The sequence below is a fragment of the Bacillus cereus group sp. MG16 genome (assembly GCF_040459875.1).
Lineage (GTDB): Bacteria > Bacillota > Bacilli > Bacillales > Bacillaceae_G > Bacillus_A > Bacillus_A paranthracis.
The window spans coordinates 1,601,040-1,622,376 of record NZ_JARVHE010000001.1 but is presented as its reverse complement, the minus strand read 5'-3'; the positions used below and the strand labels follow the sequence as shown (position 1 = coordinate 1,622,376).

The following is a 21,337-nucleotide window of genomic DNA, read 5'->3' as shown; positions in this document are numbered from 1 at the left end:
GTTACGCTCACATTTGTTGTTCTTCTTCATAATCACACGAAATACATTGTACTTGTACGCCTTTTTTCAACTTCTTCTCTACTAGCATACCTTCACACTTCGGACATTTACGGCCAATCGGCTTATCCCAAGATACAAAGTCACACTCTGGATACGTACCGCACCCATAGAAAAGACGTTTCTTTTTATTACTACGACGTTCAATAATTTGACCTTTATCACATTTCGGACAAGTAACACCGATTTCTTTCACAATCGGTTTTGTATTACGACAATCTGGGAAATTCGAGCAAGCCATAAATTTCCCGTATTTACCCATTTTAAAGACCATTGGGTGATTACATAATTCACAATCTTCCCCAGCTGGTTCATCTTTAATTTCCACTTCACGCATTTCTTTTTCCGCTTTTTCTAAACGCGGTTCAAATCCTACGTAGAAATCATCAACAATTTTTACCCAATTCGCATTTCCTTCTTCTACTTCATCGAGGCTTTGCTCCATGTTAGCAGTAAATTCAATGTTAATAATTTCCGGGAAAAACTCTAAAATAAGTTCAATTACTATTTCACCTAGTTCAGTTGGAACGAAGCGTTTATTATCCAAACCTACATATCCACGTTTTTGAATCGTTTCAAGTGTCGGTACGTAAGTCGACGGTCTTCCAATTCCAAGCTCTTCAAGTGTTCTTACTAAACGAGCCTCTGTATAGCGCGGCGGAGGTTGTGTAAAGTGTTGCTTCGGTTCTAAATCCTTCGAAAATACGGTTTCCCCTACTTCTAAAGGTGGCAACATCTTATCCTTTTCTTCAGCCCCATCATCTTTCGACTCTACATACACTTTCATAAATCCTGGGAACTTTACAACCGATCCACTTGCACGGAACTGAACATTATTATTAATGAGTCTCGCGGTCACAGTATCCATTATAGCAGACGCCATTTGACTTGCAACAAATCGCTCCCAAATCAATTTATACAATCGAAGTTGGTCACGACTTAAGAAACTCTTTAGTTCCTCTGGCTTTCTCATTACCGAAGTAGGACGAATTGCCTCATGCGCATCTTGTGCGTTCGACTTCTTCGTTTCTTTCTTCTTTTCTGTTCCTATGTATTCCGTACCAAACGCCTCAGTAATGTACGTACGTGCCTCTGTTTGAGCTGTTTCTGAGATACGTGTTGAATCAGTTCTCATATACGTAATAAGACCTACAGTTCCTTGTTTTCCAAGATCAATTCCTTCATACAATTGCTGCGCAAGCATCATCGTTTTCTTTGCTCGCATGTTTAACTTACGCGCCGCCTCTTGTTGCAAGGAAGATGTTGTAAATGGTAATGCTGGATTACGTTTTCGCTCTTTTCTCGTTACATTTTCAACTGAGAACGCATTATCTTTCAGCCGTTCAATTATTTCATTCACTTGTGTTTCATTCGTTAATTGAACTTTTTCACCATCTACACCGTAAAAGCTTGCTTCAAATGTGTCTTTCCCTTTCACAAATTCTGTCTTAATTGTCCAGAATTCTTCAGGCTCGAAACTTTGTATTTCTCTTTCACGTTCGATAATTAAACGAACTGCTACAGATTGTACGCGTCCTGCACTTAATCCTTTTTTTACTTTCTTCCATAATAAAGGACTAATATTGTAACCAACAAGACGATCTAGTATACGTCTTGCTTGTTGTGCATCTACTAAATTCATGTTAATCGCGCGAGGATGTTTGAATGATTCTTTTATTGCATCTTTTGTAATCTCATTAAACACAACTCGGCAATCTGATTCAACGTCTACATTTAACGTATTGGCTAAATGCCAAGCAATAGCTTCCCCTTCGCGGTCTGGATCGGCCGCGAGATAGACTTTCTTTGCTTTTTTTGCTGCTGATTTTAAGTCTTTTAAGACGGGACCTTTACCACGAATGGTAATATACTTCGGGGTGAAGTTGTTCTTTACTTCTATCCCCATTTGGCTTTTAGGTAAATCGCGAACGTGTCCCATAGACGCGACAACTTTGTATTTTTTCCCTAAATATTTCTCAATGGTCTTCGCCTTAGAAGGCGACTCCACGATTACGAGGTAATCTGACATGCTAGTGCCTCCTTAAGAGGTGGATTCAAGTCTTCATTAATCTTATTGATTTCTCTTGTTTTTGTCAATCAAGAATGAATATACCATACAGTGCCTATCTACCATTTGTCAATAATTGTTTAATAAAAACATAAAAATATAAGGTTAATTTAAAATCTCTTCCAGTATATCTTCTGCATTTCTTACTAGTTTCGCTCCTTGTTGAATGAGATGATTTGTTCCTGATGCACTATCTATAAATATAGGTCCAGGAAGTGCAAATACCTCTCTATTTTGCTCTAGAGCAAGGTCTGCGGTAATAAGTGTTCCACTTCTCGATTTCGCTTCTACAACTAAAACACCTTTACTTATGCCACTAATAATTCGATTCCTTTTTGGAAAATACCATTTTTTCGGTGCATAGTGCGGAGGATACTCTGTTAATAACAATATATATTCATTCCACACTTCATATAAATATCGATTCTCTCTTGGATATATATACGATAATCCATGTCCTAGTATCGCAATTGTTGGGCAATGCCGTCTTACTGTAATTTCATGAGACATCGCATCTATCCCTCTTGCAAATCCACTGACAATAAGCCATTCTTTTTCTAATAATGGATGTAAAATAAATTTCAAACTTTCATATCCATATAAAGTCGGTTCTCTCGTTCCAACAACCGCTAATTTATTCACTTTATTGAGAAAATCTTTTTCTCCTTTTCCATATAATACAAAGGGAGGATCTTGTATTTCACGTAATAATTTTGGATAATCTTCATCCCATATTGTCATATAAAAGAATCGATTTTTCTCTAAATAAGATATATATTGTGGGAGATTTGAACTTTGAAGAAAATTTACTAATTCTGAAGATTTTTTCGAGGGTATTCCAGTGTAACATTCAATTTGTTTTGCATTAAAATTGTATATTTCCTTCAATTCTGGATCGACATGTAATAGCCTCTCTATCGCCTTCCAATGGTCTGCTAACAAGTAATGAAGATGTAATAATCGTTCTCTTTTCATCCCAATTCTCCTTACCCATAATTTTTATTATGTTAACAAGAAGTTTGTAAAAAGACACCTTCAAGCAAGAAGGTGTCTTTCAACAGATTAGTAGTTTTTACAAGTCTCAAATAGACCTTTTTCTTTTAAGACAGAGATTAGCGTTTCACCCATAACTGCTGGAGTTTCCGCTACTTTAATACCACAAGCTTCCATCGTTTTAATCTTTTCTGCAGCAGTTCCTTTACCGCCAGAAATGATTGCACCAGCATGACCCATACGTTTGCCAGCAGGCGCTGTTTGGCCGCCAATGAAGCCTACAACAGGTTTTGTCATATTAGCTTTCACCCATTCAGCTGCCTCTTCTTCCGCTGTACCACCGATTTCACCAATCATAATTACAGCATGTGTTTCTTCATCTTCATTAAATGCTTTTAACGCATCAATAAAGTCTGTACCGTTAACAGGGTCTCCGCCGATACCTACAGCCGTAGATTGACCAATACCTTCTTGTGTTAACTGATGTACAGCCTCATACGTTAATGTACCAGAGCGAGATACGATACCTACATGACCTTTTTTATGAATGTACCCTGGCATAATACCAATTTTACATTCATCAGGTGTGATAACACCTGGGCAGTTCGGTCCAAGTAAACGTGTATGTTTACCAGCCATATATCTCTTTACATTTACCATATCTAATACAGGAATTCCTTCAGTAATACATACTACTAAATCAATTTCTGCATCAACTGCTTCCATAATTGCATCAGCCGCAAAAGCGGGTGGAACGTATACAACTGAAGCGTTTGCGCCTGTTGCTTTCACTGCATCTTCTACAGTATCAAATACTGGTACACCTTCAATATCAGTGCCACCTTTACCTGGCGTTACACCACCGACAATTTTCGTACCGTATTCTATCATTTGCTTTGTGTGGAATAATCCTTGAGAACCTGTAATACCTTGAACAATAACTTTTGTATCTTTATTAACTAATACGCTCATTTTTCTCCCCCGCTTTCTATTAGCCCACTAGTGAAACAATTTTTTGTGCACCGTCTGCCATAGATTCTGCTGCAACAATATTTAAGCCAGACTCATTTAAAATTTTCTTACCTAACTCTACGTTTGTACCTTCAAGACGTACAACTAAAGGCAATTCAAGACCTACTTGTTTCGTTGCTTCAATAACACCTTCTGCAATAACATCACACTTCATAATGCCACCAAAAATGTTAACGAAGATACCTTTTACATTTTTGTCAGAAAGGATAATTTTGAATGCTTCTGTAACCTTTTCAGCTGTCGCACCGCCACCAACATCTAAAAAGTTAGCTGGATCGCCATGGTAATGTTTAATGATATCCATAGTAGCCATCGCTAAACCTGCACCATTAACCATACAACCGATATTTCCATCTAAAGGAATGTAGTTTAAGTCATATTTAGAAGCTTCGATTTCTTTTGCATCTTCTTCATCAAGGTCACGAAGTTCTAAAATGTCTTTATGGCGATATAAAGCATTAGAATCAAAGTTTAATTTCGCATCTAATGCCATAACTTTACCATCACCTGTTGTAACAAGTGGGTTAATCTCTGCGATAGAGCAATCTTTTTCGATAAAAGCACGGTATAAGCCCATCATAAACTTCACAGCTTGTCCTACAAGCTCTTTTGGAATATTGATGTTAAATGCAATTCGGCGTGCTTGGAAGCCTTGTAAGCCTACTGCTGGATCAATATATTCTTTAAAGATTTTTTCAGGTGTTTTTTCTGCTACTTCTTCAATTTCTGTTCCGCCTTCTTCAGAAGCCATTAAAACAACTTGAGAAGTTGCACGGTCTAAAACAAGACCTACATAATATTCTTTTTTAATATCGCAACCTTCTTCGATAAGTAAGCGTTTTACTTCCTTACCTTCAGGACCTGTTTGATGTGTCACAAGTGTAGTTCCTAAAATGCTCTCTGCATATGTACGAACTTCATCTAAATTTTTTGCAACTTTTACTCCGCCAGCTTTGCCGCGTCCACCAGCGTGAATTTGTGCTTTCACTACACATACATCCGTTCCTAATTCTTTCGCCGCTTCTACAGCTTCTTCTACTGTAAATGCAACCTTCCCGTTCGGAACGCTAACCCCATAGCTTCTAAGGACTGCCTTACCTTGGTACTCATGGATATTCATGGTCCCATCCTCCCCTGTTTTCCTGTTTTACTCGAAAAGTTTTTTAATGTTTAAAAAACATTACATTGCCATTGTATAAGATGATTGGCACGCTGTCTACAATAAAGTGTCAGAAAACTGAAATCGCTTTATTCTTTTTGGAAAATAGTAATGTTTATATGTCAAAATACAAAATAAGCTGCGTTTTCGCAGCTTATTTTTGAATCATATCTTTAATTGGCGCAAACGATTTTCGATGTTCTTCTAATATGCCATGCGCTTCAATCGCTTCTAAATGTTGTTTTGTGCCATATCCCATATGTTGTTCAAATCCATATGCAGGATACTTTTCTCCAAGCTCTTTCATCATACGATCTCTCGTTACTTTCGCAATAATGGATGCAGCTGAAATAGAAATACTTTTTGCATCACCCTTAATAATAGATGTTTGCGGAATTGGTGTAGGGAGTTTCATCGCATCAATTAATAAATATTGTGGTGTACAAGATAAATTCGCAACAGCATCTAACATCGCTTGTTTCGTCGCTTGATAAATATTTATTTCATCAATAACTTGCGGTGATACAATTCCAACTCCAATTGCAATTGCTTGCGCTTTAATTTCATCATAAAAACGCTCACGTTTCGCTTCACTCAGCTTTTTCGAATCGTTTAACCCTGGAATATAAAAGTCTTCCGGAAGAACAACAGCTGCCGTCACAACAGGCCCAGCTAGCGGTCCACGACCTACTTCATCTATACCCGCGATATATGTGAGACCTTTTTCACGTAACGCATTTTCATATTTAGACATTTCTAGAAATTTTTCTTTTTCCTTTTGTGCTAACTCTTTTTGTTTATACCACTTCGAAATGAGCTTTTGTACCCCTTTTCGCTCATCTTTCATTAATATTTGAAACCGGTCGTCCTCTTCACTTATAATCTCTTGCAGTAAATGTTCCGCCTCTTGAATCGTCACTTTTTGCATTCATGCCACTCCCTTTATATACAAAAAAGAAAAGACGTACAAACGCACGTCTTATACTTCTTCTACTTTTTCTGCATCTTCTGTCTGCTCTGCAAACTCTTCTGGTGTTTCAAACGTCATTTTTCCAAGTTTGCCACCACGAAGCTCACGAAGTACAAGTTCAGATGTTTTATCATAATCAATCATTCCGCCGCCCATTAAACAGCCTCTATTTTTTCCAATCGCATCAAATAACTCCACGATATCTTCTGGAATGTCATTTAAATTATAGCGCTCTTTTAATCGCTCTGGGTAATGTTTCTCCATAAAACGTAGCGCATAAACAGCTACGTCTTGTAGATTTAAAATAGAATCTTTAATTGCACCAGTCGTAGCTAGACGTAATCCAACTAATTGGTCCTCAAATTTAGGCCATAGTATACCTGGTGTATCAAGTAATTCCATTTCCTTCCCAACTTTAATCCATTGCTGAGCTGTTGTCACACCAGGACGATCTCCTGTTTTAGCAATATTTTTCTTCGCTAACTTATTAATCAACGTAGATTTACCAACATTCGGTATCCCCACAATTAATGCACGAATCGCTCTCGGTCTAATACCTTTTGCAACCATTTTATCAAATTTCTCTTTCACTAACACTTTACAAGCCGCTGCAATTTCCTTCATACCTTGTCCAGCCTGTGCGTTAATTGAAATTGCCATATGGCCTTTTTCTTTAAAATATGCGATCCATTGCTTTGTTAAACGATCATCTGCCATATCCGCTTTATTTAAAACAACAAGCCTCGGTTTATGTGTAATAATCTCATCGATCATCGGATTTCGAGAAGATAAAGGTAATCGAGCATCTACAAGCTCAATTACAACATCAATTAACTTTAATTTTTCTGTTACTTGGCGTCTAGCCTTTGCCATATGTCCCGGGAACCATTGAATTACCATGTTGCCACCTTCTTTTTCTTTTATTTCACAATACGAGCATCTTTTAACGGCCAATATAGTATATTTGCCTTTCCAATCACTTGGTCCATTGAAATTGTACCAATCGAACGGCTATCTTTACTAAAACGACGATTATCGCCTAAAACAAATAATTGACCTTCTGGAACAGTTTTCTTCCCTGTCATTTCTTCAAGAGTGAAATCATATGTAAGCGGTCCGTCAGCAATTTGTTTTTTCTGCTTGTCTAAATACGGCTCCTCATAAGCCTTTCCGTTAACATATAGTTTATCATTACGATACTCTATTTCATCGCCTGGCAGGCCGATAATACGCTTAATATAATCTTTATCTTCCGTTGCTCGGAATACAATAATATCAAATCGTTTCGGATCTCCTATGTGATAACCAATTTTATTAACAATCATTCGATCGCGATCATGTAATGTAGACGCCATCGATACTCCATCTACGAGAATTGGCGCAAAGAAAAACTGTCTAATAACACCTGCTAATACAACAGCTATCAAAATTGCCTTGATCCATTCCCAAAGTGAACTCTTTTCTTTCTTCATGCTTTTCCCCTCCACGATTATGTAAGCTGATCGTATTATATCAAAATTTTATATAGATTGGAAAAAGGGAGCTTGTGCATTTACAAGCTCCCATACATGTCTTATCGAATTTCTTTAATACGTGCTTTTTTACCGCGAAGGTTACGTAAGTAGTATAACTTAGCACGACGTACTTTACCACGGCGAAGTACTTCGATTTTCGCGATTCTTGGCGTGTGAACTGGGAATGTACGCTCTACACCTACACCGTAAGAAATCTTACGAACTGTGAATGTTTCACTGATTCCGCCACCACGACGTTTAATTACAACACCTTCGAAAAGCTGAATTCTTTCACGAGTTCCCTCAACTACTTTTACGTGTACACGTAAAGTGTCTCCAGGACGGAATGAAGGAAGGTCAGTTTTTAATTGGCCTTTTGTAATTTCTGCGATTAATTGTTGCATATTAAATTCTCTCCTTTAAACAGATGCTCTTATAAAGTCTAAATAAATTACAGCGGAACATCGTTAATACGGCTACTGATTTCAGCAGCACAAGTGTTATAATAGCATATTGCTAAGGCTGTTGCAATAGAAAATATATCAAGCACTTATTTGCCTTCTTTAATCTGTTCTAGCCACTTCTTTTCTTGCTTAGACAATTCTCGTTCTTCTAGTAAATCCGGTCTACGCGTGTACGTACGACGCAACGATTCTTTATGTCGCCATTCATCAATATTTTTATGATTTCCCGACATTAATACATCTGGCACTTTCATACCACGAAAATCAGCTGGACGTGTATAATGAGGATGCTCTAATAAACCTGTACTAAACGAATCCTCGACTTGTGAAGCATGATTTCCTAGTACTCCTGGAAGGAGACGTACGACACTATCAGTTATAACCATAGAGGCTAACTCTCCACCCGTTAATACATAGTCACCGATAGAAATCTCATCTGTTACGAGATGTTCACGAATTCGTTCGTCATATCCTTCATAATGCCCACATACAAAGATTAAATGTTCTTCCTCTGCAAGCTCTTCCGCTTTCTTCTGAGTAAACCTTTCACCTTGCGGACACATTAAGACAACTCGCGGCTTCCGCTCCGTTTCTTTCGTTAAATCTTCTACAGCATCAAAAATAGGCTGAGGAGTTAACACCATCCCAGCGCCGCCACCATACGGATAATCATCCACACTATTATGCTTACTCGTTGTATAATCGCGGAAATTGACAACACGGAGCTCTACCGCTTCTTTTTCTTGTGCTTTCTTTAAAATTGAAGATCCAAACACACCTGTAAACATATCTGGAAACAAAGTTAAAATGTCAATTTTCATTATAGTAGCCCTTCCATTACATGAATGGTTACTAATTTATTCTCAATGTTAACTTGAAGTACAACATCATCAATATAAGGAATTAACAAATCTTGACCTTTTGGACGTTTAATTACCCAAACATCATTTGCACCAGGAGATAAAACTTCTTTTATTGTCCCTAACGCTTCTCCTTCTTCCGTTACAACGTTGCAACCAATAATTTCATGATAGTAGTATTCACCTTCAGCTAGTTCGCCTAATTGATCTTCAGGTACTTTTAAAAGAGAACCTTTAAACTGTTCTACTTCATTTACATTCCCATATCCTTCAAATGTCAATAAATCAAATGTTTTATGTTGACGATGAGAAGTAATCTTTACTGGGAAAGGCTCTCCACCTTTTTCATTCGATATGTATAACGTATTCCCTACCTTATATCGCTCTTCTGGAAAATCAGTACGAGAAACCACACGAATTTCTCCTTTTACGCCATGAGTATTTACAATTTTCCCTACGTTAAACCATTTTGTCATAAACAGTATGTCACCTCTGGTTTCTATATAAATTAAGCATCCCCATTTCACATATGGAACATGCAACTTCTCTTTAAATGTTAAAAAAGGGAGAGGAATAACTCCTCGCCCTTTTTACCTTTATTGAATTTCCAGTGTTACTTTTTCACTATTGTGATGTCCCACTGAATACAAGAGCATTCGAATTGCTTTCGCAACTTTCCCTTGCTTTCCAATGACTTTTCCAACATCCTCAGGATGTACAGTTAATCGATACTTTATCTCTCCGTTGTAAAGTTCCTGTGTAACTTTTACATCTTCAGGATAATCGACAAGAGGCTTGACAATCGTCTCGACTAACTTCTTCATAGTCATTGCCTCAATTACTTACCTTGTTTAGATAAGTGGAATTTCTCCATGATACCTTGGTTAGAGAATAAGTTACGAACTGTATCAGATGGTTTAGCACCATTTCCTAACCATTTTAATGCTGCTTCTTCGTTGATCTTAACTTCAGCTGGTTGAGCAACCGGATTGTAAGTACCGATTTCCTCAATGAAACGTCCGTCACGAGGAGAACGAGAATCTGCAACAACTACACGATAGAAAGGAGTTTTTTTAGCTCCCATACGTTTTAAACGAATTTTAACTGCCATTTATAAAGCACCTCCGAATTTATTTCACACAGATAATTATATTAGCAAAAAGACTATTGCTTTGTAAAGTATTTTTTCTTAACAGAGCCATCTTTTTTCCTTACATGAATGGAAACTTCAATCCACCTAGTCCTTTTTTCTTACCTTTTTGCATTCCAGTCATCGTTTTCATCATCTTTTTCATATCATCAAATTGCTTGATTAAACGATTAATTTCTTGTACCGTTGTACCGCTACCTTTGGCAATGCGTTTTTTGCGACTAGCATTGATTATTTCCGGTTGTTCTCGCTCTAATTTAGTCATAGAACGAATAATTGCCTCAATATGCCCAATTTGTTTTTCATCAACTTGTGCATTTTTCAGCCCTTTAATTTTATTTGCACCAGGAAGCATTCCTAACAATTCGTCAAGCGGTCCAAGTTGACGCACTTGTCCAAGTTGTTCTAGGAAATCGTCAAGCGTAAACGAAAGCGTACGCATTTTTTGCTCAAGTTCTTTTGCTTTCTCCTCATCAACTGTAGCTTGCGCTTTTTCAATTAATGTTAAGACGTCTCCCATCCCTAAAATACGGGATGCCATACGTTCTGGATGGAACGCTTCAAGTGCATCTAGTTTTTCACCCATACCAGCAAATTTAATTGGCGTATTTGTAACAGCTTTAATAGACAATGCCGCACCACCGCGCGTATCACCATCCAACTTCGTTAATACAACCCCTGTTAAACCTAGCTGTTCATGGAAACTTTGTGCAACATTAACCGCGTCTTGTCCTGTCATCGCATCGACAACAAGGAAAATCTCATCCGGTTTCGCAACTTCTTTCACTTTCGCTAATTCATCCATTAGTTCTTCATCAATATGCAGGCGACCTGCTGTATCAATTAAAACATAATCATGATGATCTTCTTTCGCTTTTGCAATCGCTTGTTTCGCAATTTCAACAGGACTTACTTGATCTCCTAAAGAGAATACAGGCATGTCCAATTGCTTCCCTAATGTTTCAAGCTGTTTAATCGCTGCAGGACGGTAAATATCCGCCGCAACAAGCATTGGTTTACGATTATGCTTTTTACGAAGCAAATTCGCAAGCTTACCTGTCGTCGTTGTTTTACCTGCACCTTGCAGACCAACCATCATAATAACAGTCGGTGGCTTATTAGCAACAGCAATTTTGCTTTGCTCTCCGCCCATAAGTTCTGTAAGTTCTTCCTGTACAACCTTAATTACTTGTTGTCCAGGTGTCAAACTTTTCATTACATCTTGTCCGACAGCACGTTCAGATACACGCTTTACAAAATCTTTTACTACTTTAAAGTTAACGTCCGCTTCTAAAAGAGCTAGACGAACTTCTCTCATCATTTCTTTCACATCGGCTTCAGAAACTTTTCCTTTGCCGCGGATTTTTTGCATCGTCTGTTGAAGTCGGTCGGCTAATCCTTCAAATGCCATATTGCCGCCCTCCTAATCTAATTTTTCGATAGCTTCAACAACTTGTTTCATTTCTTCATTCACATGCTCTTCTTCGCTGATTAGCTGTTTTAGCTTTGCAACAAGTCGCTGTCGCTCTTGAAACTTTTGAAGTAATACTAATTTTTCTTCATATTCTTCAAGCATCGCTTCAGTCCGTTTAATGTTATCATACACGGCTTGGCGACTTACATCAAATTCTTCCGCAATTTCACCAAGAGATAAATCATCTAGATAATAAAGCGACATATAACTTCTTTGTTTTTGCGTTAACAACGATTGATAAAAATCAAATAAATAGTTCATTCTCGTTGTTTTTTCGAGCATGTTGGATCATCCTTTGTTAAGTGATTTCCCTTTACATGAATTAGTTTACATGGAGTACAAAAGAGTGTCAAGTTTTTTTCTTAACATCTCATATTTTTATAGAAAAAGAAGCGGAAAATACCGCTTCTTTCACTTATGCTTCTTCTGTTTCTACTAAGTTCGCAAATAAACCATATACATATTGTTCTGGATCGAACTGTTGCAGATCATCCATTTGCTCTCCTAATCCAACGAATTTCACCGGTACATCCATTTCGTTACGAATTGCTAATACAATACCACCTTTAGCAGTTCCATCTAACTTCGTTAAAACAATACCAGTCACATTCGTTGCTTCACGGAATGTTTTCGCTTGACTTAAACCGTTTTGTCCTGTTGTTGCATCAATAACAAGTAATACTTCATGAGGAGCTCCTGGTACTTCACGCTCAATTACACGCTTTACCTTCTCTAACTCTTTCATTAAGTTTACTTTATTTTGTAAACGTCCTGCTGTATCACATAGTAATACATCTACTTTACGTGCTTTTGCAGCTTGTACAGCGTCATACATAACCGCTGCTGGATCAGACCCTGATCCTTGTTTAATCACTTCTACCCCAACGCGATCGCCCCATACTTCTAATTGTTCAATCGCTCCAGCACGAAATGTATCTCCTGCTGCTAATAAGACAGACTTACCTTCTGATTTAAACTTATGAGCCATCTTACCAATTGTTGTCGTTTTACCTACACCATTCACACCAACAAATAAAACAACTGTCAATCCATCCTTTTGCTCATTAATTTCATTAGTAAAATCACTGTCACCTTTATAAATCTCTATTAATTTTTCCGAAATAACAGCTTGTACTTCTTTTGGATCTTGAATATTACGACGTTGCACTTCTTCTTTCAGCTGGTCGATTAATTCCATCACTGTCGAAACGCCAACATCTGCACCGATTAAAATTTCTTCTAATTCTTCGAAGAAATCTTCATCTACTTTACGGTAACGAAAGACTAGATCATTTACTTTATCTGCAAACGAATTTCTCGTTTTTTCTAATCCTTGTTTAAACTTCTCTGTTACCGTATCTGTTTGTTTTGAAATTTTTTCTTTTAGTTTTTTAAAAAAGCTCATACTGTCCCATCCTTTCTATTTGCTTGCAACTAGTTCTTCTCCATCATCTAAACGAACCGAAACAAGTTTAGATACCCCTGACTCTTGCATTGTTACACCGTACAATACGTCAGACTCTTCCATTGTACCTTTTCTATGTGTAATTACAATAAACTGTGTCTCATCACTAAATTTCTTTAAATACTGAGCAAAACGGGCAACGTTTGCCTCATCAAGAGCAGCCTCTACCTCATCTAATACACAGAATGGGACTGGGCGCACTTTTAAAATACCAAATAGCAGCGCAATTGCCGTTAAAGCACGCTCTCCACCTGAAAGTAAACCTAAGTTTTGCAGTTTCTTCCCTGGCGGTTGCGCTACGATATCAATACCCGTATTTAATAAGTCCTCTGGATTCGTCATAACTAAATCCGCTCTACCGCCTCCAAATAATTCAGAGAACACCGATTGAAACTCCATTCGAATTCCTTCAAACGTAGTAGAAAAGCGTTTTTTCATTTCTTCATCCATTTCAGTAATAAGTTGGTGCAATGTCGTTTTTGCTTCTTCTAGATCATCTTTTTGCTCTAGTAAAAATGTATGACGCTCTGCCACACGCTCATACTCATCAATTGCTCCTATGTTTACTGTACCTAGCTCTTCGATGGAGAGTTTAATTAGTTTCACCTTTTTACGTGCATCCTCAGCAGGCATCACCATTGTATACTTCAGTTTTGCCGCTTCAAATGAAATCGTATATGCTTCACGTAAATGTTGTAATCTATTTTCTAACTCTACATCAAGTCGGTTTATTTTTACCTCTTGATCTTTCAACATCTCAAGAATGTATTTATGTTTACCTGTTGTTTCTTTCAGGTTACGCTCTAACTGTTCTACTCTCTCTTGTAACGATACACGTTGTTCACGACGAGAGCGAATTAACTCTGAAGTTTGATTACGATCATATGCTTTCTTCTCAATCATATTCGTAATTTGTTCTTCACCACTTGAATTCGATGTCATTTCTTGTTTTAAGAATGCTAAATCCTCTTTCGTTTTGACAAGCGTTGCATCGGTTTCTTCTTTTTCCTTCGTCAATCGTTCTACTTTTTCTTTTTGATTAGATAAGCGTTGTTGCTTTTCAGCTGCTAACACTTTTAACTCAGTCATTTCTTTTTGAACTTTTTCTTTCGAAGAATGTTGCTCACTTTTTTGTTTTGTTAAAGCTGTGATTTTGCTATCTAATTCCGTAATCTCTGCCTGAAGAGTCGCTAAAATCTTTTCTAACTCTTCTTTACGGCCTTGCATTTTCACTTGGTCTTGCAAGAACCCTTCAATCTCTAAATCGTAAATAGATAAACGATCATTAATACGATGTTCTTCTAATTCTAAGCGACTAATTTCTTCTCTTAATTTCTGTTCATCTACACGCTCTGCTTCTACACTTTGCCTTAGTTCGCGTATTTGCACTTCTTTTTCTTGAATCTCTTGTTTTACTGCTTTAACAAAGTTTTCTAACTTCGTTGTTTTTTCTTCCATATCAGTTAACTTACTCGTCCACTCTTCTAGTTCACGTTGACGTCCTAATAAAGATGATTTCGCCTGTTTTACCGCTCCACCCGTCATAGAACCGCCAGGGTTTACTACATCACCTTCGATTGTTACAATGCGATAACGGTATTGCAATTGTTTCGCCAACTCATTCGCTCCGCGTAAATCTTTTGCAACAATAACAGTACCTAATAAATTTGAAACTACATTTTCATATTTATTGTTATATTGCACGAGTTCTGCTGCCACACCTACAAACGATGGGTGCTGATTTACAATACGTAATTGCTCAAATGATAACGATCTACCTTTAATAACAGCTTGCGGTAAAAACGTTGCTCGTCCATGTTTATTTTGTTTTAAAAACGCAATTGCATTACGAGCATGTTCTTCTTTTTGTACAACTATATGCTGCATTGCTGCACCTAGAGCAATTTCCATTGCAATTTCATATTCTTTCGGTACCGTTAGCAGTTCTGCAACAGCACCCTCAATACCTTGCAACCTATTTTCTCTAGCTTTTAATACTTCACGTACCCCTTGATAGAAACCAGAGTAGTCCTCTTGCATCTCTTCTAGCATTTCTTTTCGAGAACGTGCCTGTTGTACAAATTGATATGCTTGATACAGTTTTGTTTCGTTTTCACTATACTGCGCCTTGCATTTCCCAAGTGCCGCTTCTGTCTTTTGTATATTCGAAAGGATTCCAGCTACTTTTTCTTTTACTTGTTCATAATTTTCCACAAGTTTTGTCTTTTTCGCTGTAATTTCCATACGCATTTCTACATATTTCGCATTTTCTTCATCAAGGCGTTCATTTTTTGAGTTTTGTTGTTTAGATTGTTCTTCAATCATAGATAACTCATTACGATGACTAGCTTGTTGATTTAAAAGTTCAATATAGTCACCTTTTAAATTCTCAATTTGCTCTTCTAAATTGTCAGCAAACGTTGCAAGTAATTGCTCATTATCATGCAATTTCGTCTCCAACTCTTTTACATGATTTACAAATTGCATCAATACTTCTGTACTCGATTCAATTTCACCATCATAACTTGTAGCTTTCTCTGTTAATTCAACAATTAACTGTTCGAGTTGTGCACAATGCGTCGTTGCATTTTGCTTTCTCTCTTTTAATAGCTCACGCTGTCCTTCTAACTTTTCTAGCTCTTTACTAGAAAGCAAAAGTACTTCTTGCAGGGAATCTACAGACTCATCTACTGCTTGTAATTGGCCTCGTAATTCCTCTAACTCTTCTTCACCTTTTTGTAAATGCGTTGACATTTTCGCTTCTTCGTTTTTATTATGCCCAAACTGATTTCGAAGCGCTTCCCATTTCTCATGTAATTCTTCAATTTCATGTACAATAAGCGCCGCTTCTACTTTCTCTAATTCTTCTTTTTTCTCGAGATAATCCTTTGCAATAGAAGCTTGTCTTTCTAAAGGTTCTACTTGACTACTTAATTCGTGAATTATATCTTGTACACGATTTAAGTTTTCTTGTGTGTCTGCTAATTTACCTTCAGCTTTCTTTTTACGAAGTTTGTATTTCAGCACTCCCGCCGCTTCTTCAAATACACCACGACGTTCTTCTGATTTACTACTTAAAATTTCTTCAACTTTCCCCTGGCTAATAATCGAAAAAGCTTCTCTTCCCATACCAGAGTCCATAAATAAATCGATAATATCTTTCAACCTGCATGATTGTTTATTAATATAAAAATCACTATCACCAGAACGAGATACACGACGCGTTACACACACCTCATTATATTCAATCGGTAAACGTTGATCTTCATTATTTAAAGTTAATGTTACTTCAGCAACATTAACCGCTCTTCTCGTATCACTACCTGCAAAAATAATATCTTCCATCTTTGCACCACGTAATGATTTTGCCGATTGTTCACCAAGTACCCAACGAATGGCATCAGTAATATTACTTTTCCCGCTTCCATTAGGTCCTACTACAGACGTTACACCTGGGACAAAATCGACAGATACACGCTCAGCAAAAGACTTAAATCCTGCTATTTCTAATCTTTTTAAAAACACGAAAGGCCTTCCTCCTATTCTCCGTTGCTATAAATGTTGTTTATACAAAAACAAACGATTATACGGATTTCATTTCCTTACATTTATAAACGAAAGGAAAGTTTCATTCTATGCACAAGGAATCCCCCTCATTCAAAGGGGGATTCCTTATAGTTGTTCTTTTAACTTTTTCAACGCTTCTGCAGCAGCTTGTTGCTCTGCTTCTTTTTTCGACTTGCCACTACCAAGACCTAAGGCCACGTTATTTAACGTAACACGTGACACAAATTCTCGATTGTGAGCCGGTCCTTTTTCTTGCAAAATTTGATACTCAATATTGCCACTACCATCACGCTGAATCAACTCTTGTAATTGACTCTTATAATCCATCACATGAGAAAAAGCACCTTCATTAATTTTAGGGTATACAATTTCTTTTAAGAAGCCCCATACTGTTTCTAACCCTTGATCAAGATAAAGGGCACCAATAAACGCTTCAAAGACATCCGCTAATAAAGCTGGTCGTTCACGTCCGCCTGTCATTTCCTCACCTTTTCCTAATAAAACTAGGCTACCAAATGACAACTCGTTTGCAAAACGAACAAGAGATGGTTCACATACAATAGCTGCACGTAGTTTTGTTAACTCTCCTTCGCTCATTGTCGGATATTTTTGAAACAGATACTGCGATACAGTAAGTTCCAATACTGCATCTCCAAGGAATTCGAGACGCTCATTGTCTTCATGCGGTTTTTTTCGATGCTCATTCACATACGATGAATGCGTAAATGCTTGAATCAATAATTTTTCATCTGTAAACGTAATACCTATTTTTTCTTGAAATACTTTAAACGCTTCACGATATTTTGTTTCGTATTTTTTTTCTCTATATTTACGGTACGGCATAGGTCCCTCCAGATATAAGCCGAGAAGCCCCGCTAAAAAACGGGACTTCATTCAAGCATTATAGATGACTCTCTATGTAAGTCACAGCATCGCCAACAGTAGCAATCTTTTCAGCATCTTCATCAGAAATTTCCATTTCGAATTCGTCTTCTAATTGCATTACAAGTTCTACTACATCTAGGGAGTCTGCTCCTAAATCTTCCTTGAAGCTTGCAGCTGGTACTACTTCTGTTTCTTCTACTCCTAAACGATCAACGATAATTTTTGTTACACGCTCTAAAACATCTGCCATTCCATTCACCTCCCCTCAAATATTATATTAAATATTGTCCAAAAAAACTAGCTGAAATCGATTCTTTTATTACATTACCATACCGCCATCAACATTTAACGTTTGACCTGTAATATATTTGCTTTGATCAGAAGCAAAAAACGTTACAGCATTTGCGATATCTTGCGCTTCACCAAACTGAGCTGCAGGAATTAATTTTAACATTTCAGCTTTTATATTTTCATCTAATACGTCTGTCATATCTGTCGCAATAAATCCAGGAGCAATTGCATTTACAGTAATATTGCGGCTTGCTAACTCTTTTGCTGATGTTTTTGTTAATCCGATTACACCTGCTTTAGCAGCAACATAGTTTGCTTGTCCTGGGTTTCCCGTTACTCCGACAACAGAAGCGATATTTACAATACGTCCATGACGTTGACGCATCATATATCGAGATACTGCCTTTGTACATAAGAATACACCTTTTAGGTTTGTATTAATAACTGTATCCCATTCTTCTTCTTTCATACGCATTAATAAATTATCTTTTGTTACACCTGCATTATTTACAAGAATATCAACTTGTCCAAATACATCTACAGTTTGTTTCACCATATTTGTAACGTCTTCAGCATTTGCAACATCTGCTCTTACTGCAATTGCATCCGAACCTAATTTCTTTATTTCATCAACTACTTCATTTGCCTTTTGCTCGTTACCAGCATAATTTACTACAACATTTGCCCCTTGTTTTGCTAAATCAATCGCAATTGCACGACCAATTCCACGTGAAGCACCCGTTACTAATGCTACTTTCCCTTTTAACATCAGTTTTCTCCTCTCAAATTTGAAATGGTATCTTGTAATGTCTCTTCATCGTATATCGCGTATGCTTTCACTGATGAATCAATTGACTTCATAAGTCCAGCAAGTACTTTCCCAGGTCCAATCTCAATAAATGTATCTACCCCTTGACTCACCATATATTCAATGGATGGATACCATAAGACAGGCGAATAGAGCTGCTCGATTAGCTTTTCTTGAATATGCGCACCACTTGTAATAACGTCTGCTGTTACATTTGCGATTACCGGAATATTCGTATCTTGAATTGTAATTTCATTTAAGACACTTTGGAATTTCTCCGCCGCTGGCTTCATAAGCGCAGAGTGGAACGGTCCACTTACTTTAAGCGGAATTGCTCTCTTTGCACCATGTTCTTTCGCTCTTTGAGAAGCAATCTCGACTCCTTGCTTTGTTCCAGAAATCACAATTTGCTTCGTACTATTCATATTAGCAATTTGTACTGCATACCCTTCACTTGTTACTTCTTCTGTAACTTGTTTCAGCATATGTGGATCAGCACCTAAAATAGCCGCCATTGCACCTTCTCCGCCAGGAACAGCTTCTTCCATATATTCCCCACGTTTCCTTACAGCATATACTGCATCCTCAAAAGTTAATGCACCCGCTGCTACAAGAGCGCTATACTCACCTAAACTATGCCCTGCGACAAAGTCTGGTGTAATATCATACTCTTTTAAAGCTGTCAAAATAGCAAAACTCGTTGTTAATAAAGCAGGTTGCGCATTTGTTGTTAACGTAAGCTTTTCCTGCGGCCCTTCAAAAATCACTTCTGAAAGTGAGTCTTGCAACACCTCATCTGCTTTTGCAAATACATTTGCAACCTCTTTATTATTCTCTGCTAACTGTTTACCCATTCCAACTGCCTGTGAACCTTGGCCCGGAAAAAGAAATGCTAGTTTTCCCATTTCAAATCCTCCTCTTATTGGAGTGGCTCTTTCTCCATTACGCTTGAAATAGTAGGAATAACTTCTTTCGCTACCATTTCTCTCGTTTGACGAATCGCACTAAATATCGATTGGTCATTGGAAGAACCGTGAGCCTTAATGACAGGAGCCTTCAATCCAAATAATGCCGCTCCTCCATACTCCGAATAATCCATTTTATCTTTTAATACCATAAGTTTTGGCTTTAATACCGCTGCTGCTAATTTGCTCGTAAACGAACTCATTAACTGTTCTTTTAACATAGAGAATAATGCAAGTGCTGTTCCTTCTAATGATTTCAGTGCTACATTCCCTGTAAAACCATCACATACAACAACATCTGCTACACCTTGCAATAAATCTCTTGATTCAACGTTCCCAACGAAATTAATTGGGGCATCTTTAAGCATTGCAAAGACTTGTTTTGAAAGCTCGTTACCTTTACCATCTTCTGTTCCAACGTTTAAAAGTCCAACGCGAGGATTTTTAATTCCTCTTACTTTCTCAGCGTATACAGATCCCATTACTGCATATTGATATAAATGAATTGGTTTTGCATCAACGTTCGCTCCAACATCTAACATAACAAAACCTTCTCCATCAACAGTTGGCATTGTAGGGGATAAAGCTGGTCGCTCAATTCCTTCCATACGACCTACAACAAACAATCCAGCCGCCATTAAAGCTCCTGTACTACCAGCTGATATACAAGCATCCGCTACACCGTCTTTCACTTGCTGCGCCGCAAGTACCATTGAAGCCTGTTTTTTTCGACGAACCGCTCTTACTGGTTCATCTGTCGATTCAATTTTTTCGTCTGTATGAAGTATAGTAATTCGTTCTTCACTCGTTAAGTATTGACGAATTTCCTCTTCTTTCCCCACTAACGTAATATGTAAATCAGAATATTCCTTAATAGCTTTCATTGCTCCTAGTACGACAGCCTTTGGAGCATGATCGCCGCCCATTGCATCTATTGCGATTTTCATAAGTTGTTACCTTCCTCACTATAATTACTAGATCGATACATTTCAAAAGTGCCTGTAAAAACAAGTTCTTCTCCAACAAAGCTACGCACTTTGACAACCGTCCGCCCTTTATCATTCTCTACATCTTCCACGCGCGCTTTTGCAACAACACGCTCTCCTAATTTTACAGGACGAATGTATCGAATGGTAGACTTTGCAGTTAAAGCTAATTCTTCATCAATAACCGCAACAGCTAGTGAGTTTGCTTGTGCAAACAAATGATGCCCACGGGCAATTTGATTTCTTTTAAATACGTGTTCTACCTTCACTTCAAAAATAGAAATCGCATGTCTATCTAATTCTATATCAATAATTTCTCCGACAACCTCTTCTAACGGTAAAGATTTCACATCTTCTTCATGTTGCTTTGTAGCTACATGTTTAATTCTTTCTCTTAATTCAGGAATAGATAATTCCATACGATCAAGACGTACAGTTTGTATACTCACTTGAAATTTTTCTGCTAAATCTTCATCCGTAATAAAAGGATTCGTTTCTATCGTTTGTTGTAATAATTCTTGTCTTTCTTTTTTACTTCTTCTTTTTTTCATACCGCACCATCCATTTTTTTATGACTAGGTACTAACAGTAGTATATAATCATTAAAAGTAGAATGCAACAAAAACTTT

At 37.5% G+C, this 21,337-nt stretch carries 22 protein-coding genes; all 22 read right to left on the bottom strand.

Annotated elements, in window-relative coordinates; all coding sequences use genetic code 11:
• Nucleotides 1-7: 7 nt before the first annotated feature.
• On the bottom strand, nt 8-2,086 hold the full coding sequence (topA, locus tag QCI73_RS08540) for a type I DNA topoisomerase (protein WP_001286972.1): 2,079 nt from the start codon (nt 2,084-2,086) through the stop codon (nt 8-10).
• 144 nt (nt 2,087-2,230) lie between these two features.
• Nucleotides 2,231-3,100, bottom strand: a complete 870-nt coding sequence (dprA, locus tag QCI73_RS08535; protein WP_353822751.1) for a DNA-processing protein DprA — start codon at nt 3,098-3,100, stop codon at nt 2,231-2,233.
• A gap of 87 nt (nt 3,101-3,187) precedes the next feature.
• The gene (gene sucD / locus QCI73_RS08530) at nt 3,188-4,090 is read right to left on the bottom strand and encodes a succinate--CoA ligase subunit alpha (RefSeq protein ID WP_000115178.1); all 903 of its coding nucleotides are present in this window, start codon (nt 4,088-4,090) and stop codon (nt 3,188-3,190) included.
• A 19-nt stretch (nt 4,091-4,109) separates the two neighbouring features.
• Entirely contained in the window at nt 4,110-5,270 is a 1,161-nt protein-coding gene (sucC, locus tag QCI73_RS08525) for an ADP-forming succinate--CoA ligase subunit beta (RefSeq protein WP_001020785.1), read from the bottom strand.
• 193 nt (nt 5,271-5,463) lie between these two features.
• Nucleotides 5,464-6,237: a ribonuclease HII gene (gene rnhB / locus QCI73_RS08520; RefSeq protein WP_001174718.1), complete on the bottom strand. Its 774-nt coding sequence runs from the start codon at nt 6,235-6,237 to the stop codon at nt 5,464-5,466.
• Between the two features lie 51 nt (nt 6,238-6,288).
• Nucleotides 6,289-7,179, bottom strand: a complete 891-nt coding sequence (ylqF, locus tag QCI73_RS08515; protein ID WP_000236700.1) for a ribosome biogenesis GTPase YlqF — start codon at nt 7,177-7,179, stop codon at nt 6,289-6,291.
• A gap of 20 nt (nt 7,180-7,199) precedes the next feature.
• Nucleotides 7,200-7,751 (bottom strand): signal peptidase I, encoded by a 552-nt coding sequence (gene lepB / locus QCI73_RS08510; protein WP_000711857.1) that lies wholly within the window; start codon nt 7,749-7,751, stop codon nt 7,200-7,202.
• A 101-nt stretch (nt 7,752-7,852) separates the two neighbouring features.
• Nucleotides 7,853-8,197 (bottom strand): 50S ribosomal protein L19, encoded by a 345-nt coding sequence (rplS, locus tag QCI73_RS08505; protein WP_001186516.1) that lies wholly within the window; start codon nt 8,195-8,197, stop codon nt 7,853-7,855.
• Nucleotides 8,198-8,343: 146 nt separating this feature from the next.
• Nucleotides 8,344-9,078: a tRNA (guanosine(37)-N1)-methyltransferase TrmD gene (trmD, locus tag QCI73_RS08500; RefSeq protein WP_000686892.1), complete on the bottom strand. Its 735-nt coding sequence runs from the start codon at nt 9,076-9,078 to the stop codon at nt 8,344-8,346.
• Nucleotides 9,078-9,593: a ribosome maturation factor RimM gene (rimM, locus tag QCI73_RS08495; RefSeq protein ID WP_000170268.1), complete on the bottom strand. Its 516-nt coding sequence runs from the start codon at nt 9,591-9,593 to the stop codon at nt 9,078-9,080. The genes trmD and rimM overlap by 1 nt, the downstream gene beginning before the upstream one ends.
• 120 nt (nt 9,594-9,713) lie before the next feature.
• Entirely contained in the window at nt 9,714-9,941 is a 228-nt protein-coding gene (locus QCI73_RS08490; RefSeq protein ID WP_000737403.1) for a KH domain-containing protein, read from the bottom strand.
• Nucleotides 9,942-9,955: 14 nt separating this feature from the next.
• A complete protein-coding gene (gene rpsP / locus QCI73_RS08485; protein ID WP_000268750.1) occupies nt 9,956-10,228 on the bottom strand; it encodes a 30S ribosomal protein S16 in 273 nt (90 codons plus the stop codon).
• A 100-nt stretch (nt 10,229-10,328) separates the two neighbouring features.
• Nucleotides 10,329-11,678 carry a signal recognition particle protein gene (ffh, locus tag QCI73_RS08480; protein WP_000863461.1) on the bottom strand — a complete coding sequence of 450 codons (1,350 nt, stop codon included), beginning with the start codon at nt 11,676-11,678 and terminating at the stop codon, nt 10,329-10,331.
• 12 nt (nt 11,679-11,690) lie between these two features.
• Nucleotides 11,691-12,023, bottom strand: a complete 333-nt coding sequence (locus tag QCI73_RS08475; protein WP_000891062.1) for a putative DNA-binding protein — start codon at nt 12,021-12,023, stop codon at nt 11,691-11,693.
• Nucleotides 12,024-12,156: 133 nt separating this feature from the next.
• Complete coding sequence (gene ftsY / locus QCI73_RS08470) at nt 12,157-13,146, bottom strand: signal recognition particle-docking protein FtsY (RefSeq protein WP_353822750.1); 990 nt, start codon at nt 13,144-13,146, stop codon at nt 12,157-12,159.
• Nucleotides 13,147-13,161: 15 nt separating this feature from the next.
• Nucleotides 13,162-16,731, bottom strand: a complete 3,570-nt coding sequence (gene smc, locus QCI73_RS08465; RefSeq protein WP_353822749.1) for a chromosome segregation protein SMC — start codon at nt 16,729-16,731, stop codon at nt 13,162-13,164.
• A gap of 147 nt (nt 16,732-16,878) precedes the next feature.
• Nucleotides 16,879-17,616 carry a ribonuclease III gene (rncS, locus tag QCI73_RS08460; protein WP_001146876.1) on the bottom strand — a complete coding sequence of 246 codons (738 nt, stop codon included), beginning with the start codon at nt 17,614-17,616 and terminating at the stop codon, nt 16,879-16,881.
• A 58-nt stretch (nt 17,617-17,674) separates the two neighbouring features.
• A complete protein-coding gene (gene acpP / locus QCI73_RS08455) occupies nt 17,675-17,908 on the bottom strand; it encodes an acyl carrier protein (RefSeq protein WP_000786062.1) in 234 nt (77 codons plus the stop codon).
• Between the two features lie 69 nt (nt 17,909-17,977).
• The gene (gene fabG / locus QCI73_RS08450) at nt 17,978-18,718 is read right to left on the bottom strand and encodes a 3-oxoacyl-[acyl-carrier-protein] reductase (protein ID WP_000911784.1); all 741 of its coding nucleotides are present in this window, start codon (nt 18,716-18,718) and stop codon (nt 17,978-17,980) included.
• Nucleotides 18,718-19,662, bottom strand: coding sequence for an ACP S-malonyltransferase (gene fabD / locus QCI73_RS08445; protein WP_000516951.1), 945 nt, complete (start codon nt 19,660-19,662; stop codon nt 18,718-18,720). The genes fabG and fabD overlap by 1 nt, the downstream gene beginning before the upstream one ends.
• A 14-nt stretch (nt 19,663-19,676) precedes the next feature.
• Entirely contained in the window at nt 19,677-20,669 is a 993-nt protein-coding gene (gene plsX, locus QCI73_RS08440; RefSeq protein WP_000684108.1) for a phosphate acyltransferase PlsX, read from the bottom strand.
• Nucleotides 20,666-21,259 (bottom strand): transcription factor FapR, encoded by a 594-nt coding sequence (gene fapR, locus QCI73_RS08435; RefSeq protein WP_000747352.1) that lies wholly within the window; start codon nt 21,257-21,259, stop codon nt 20,666-20,668. Before fapR ends, plsX begins: the two co-directional genes overlap by 4 nt.
• Nucleotides 21,260-21,337: the final 78 nt, after the last annotated feature.

Coding starts and splice junctions, on each gene's coding strand:
- QCI73_RS08475 (WP_000891062.1), bottom strand. CDS start 12,023: ATGCTCGAAAAAACAACGAGAATGAACTATTTATTTGATTTTTATCAA.
- trmD (WP_000686892.1), bottom strand. CDS start 9,078: ATGAAAATTGACATTTTAACTTTGTTTCCAGATATGTTTACAGGTGTG.
- dprA (WP_353822751.1), bottom strand. CDS start 3,100: ATGAAAAGAGAACGATTATTACATCTTCATTACTTGTTAGCAGACCAT.
- rpsP (WP_000268750.1), bottom strand. CDS start 10,228: ATGGCAGTTAAAATTCGTTTAAAACGTATGGGAGCTAAAAAAACTCCT.
- ffh (WP_000863461.1), bottom strand. CDS start 11,678: ATGGCATTTGAAGGATTAGCCGACCGACTTCAACAGACGATGCAAAAA.
- fabD (WP_000516951.1), bottom strand. CDS start 19,662: ATGGGAAAACTAGCATTTCTTTTTCCGGGCCAAGGTTCACAGGCAGTT.
- acpP (WP_000786062.1), bottom strand. CDS start 17,908: ATGGCAGATGTTTTAGAGCGTGTAACAAAAATTATCGTTGATCGTTTA.
- rnhB (WP_001174718.1), bottom strand. CDS start 6,237: ATGCAAAAAGTGACGATTCAAGAGGCGGAACATTTACTGCAAGAGATT.
- rplS (WP_001186516.1), bottom strand. CDS start 8,197: ATGCAACAATTAATCGCAGAAATTACAAAAGGCCAATTAAAAACTGAC.
- ftsY (WP_353822750.1), bottom strand. CDS start 13,146: ATGAGCTTTTTTAAAAAACTAAAAGAAAAAATTTCAAAACAAACAGAT.
- fapR (WP_000747352.1), bottom strand. CDS start 21,259: ATGAAAAAAAGAAGAAGTAAAAAAGAAAGACAAGAATTATTACAACAA.
- lepB (WP_000711857.1), bottom strand. CDS start 7,751: ATGAAGAAAGAAAAGAGTTCACTTTGGGAATGGATCAAGGCAATTTTG.
- fabG (WP_000911784.1), bottom strand. CDS start 18,718: ATGTTAAAAGGGAAAGTAGCATTAGTAACGGGTGCTTCACGTGGAATT.
- sucD (WP_000115178.1), bottom strand. CDS start 4,090: ATGAGCGTATTAGTTAATAAAGATACAAAAGTTATTGTTCAAGGTATT.
- QCI73_RS08490 (WP_000737403.1), bottom strand. CDS start 9,941: ATGAAGAAGTTAGTCGAGACGATTGTCAAGCCTCTTGTCGATTATCCT.
- sucC (WP_001020785.1), bottom strand. CDS start 5,270: ATGAATATCCATGAGTACCAAGGTAAGGCAGTCCTTAGAAGCTATGGG.
- ylqF (WP_000236700.1), bottom strand. CDS start 7,179: ATGGTAATTCAATGGTTCCCGGGACATATGGCAAAGGCTAGACGCCAA.
- plsX (WP_000684108.1), bottom strand. CDS start 20,669: ATGAAAATCGCAATAGATGCAATGGGCGGCGATCATGCTCCAAAGGCT.
- rimM (WP_000170268.1), bottom strand. CDS start 9,593: ATGACAAAATGGTTTAACGTAGGGAAAATTGTAAATACTCATGGCGTA.
- rncS (WP_001146876.1), bottom strand. CDS start 17,616: ATGCCGTACCGTAAATATAGAGAAAAAAAATACGAAACAAAATATCGT.
- topA (WP_001286972.1), bottom strand. CDS start 2,086: ATGTCAGATTACCTCGTAATCGTGGAGTCGCCTTCTAAGGCGAAGACC.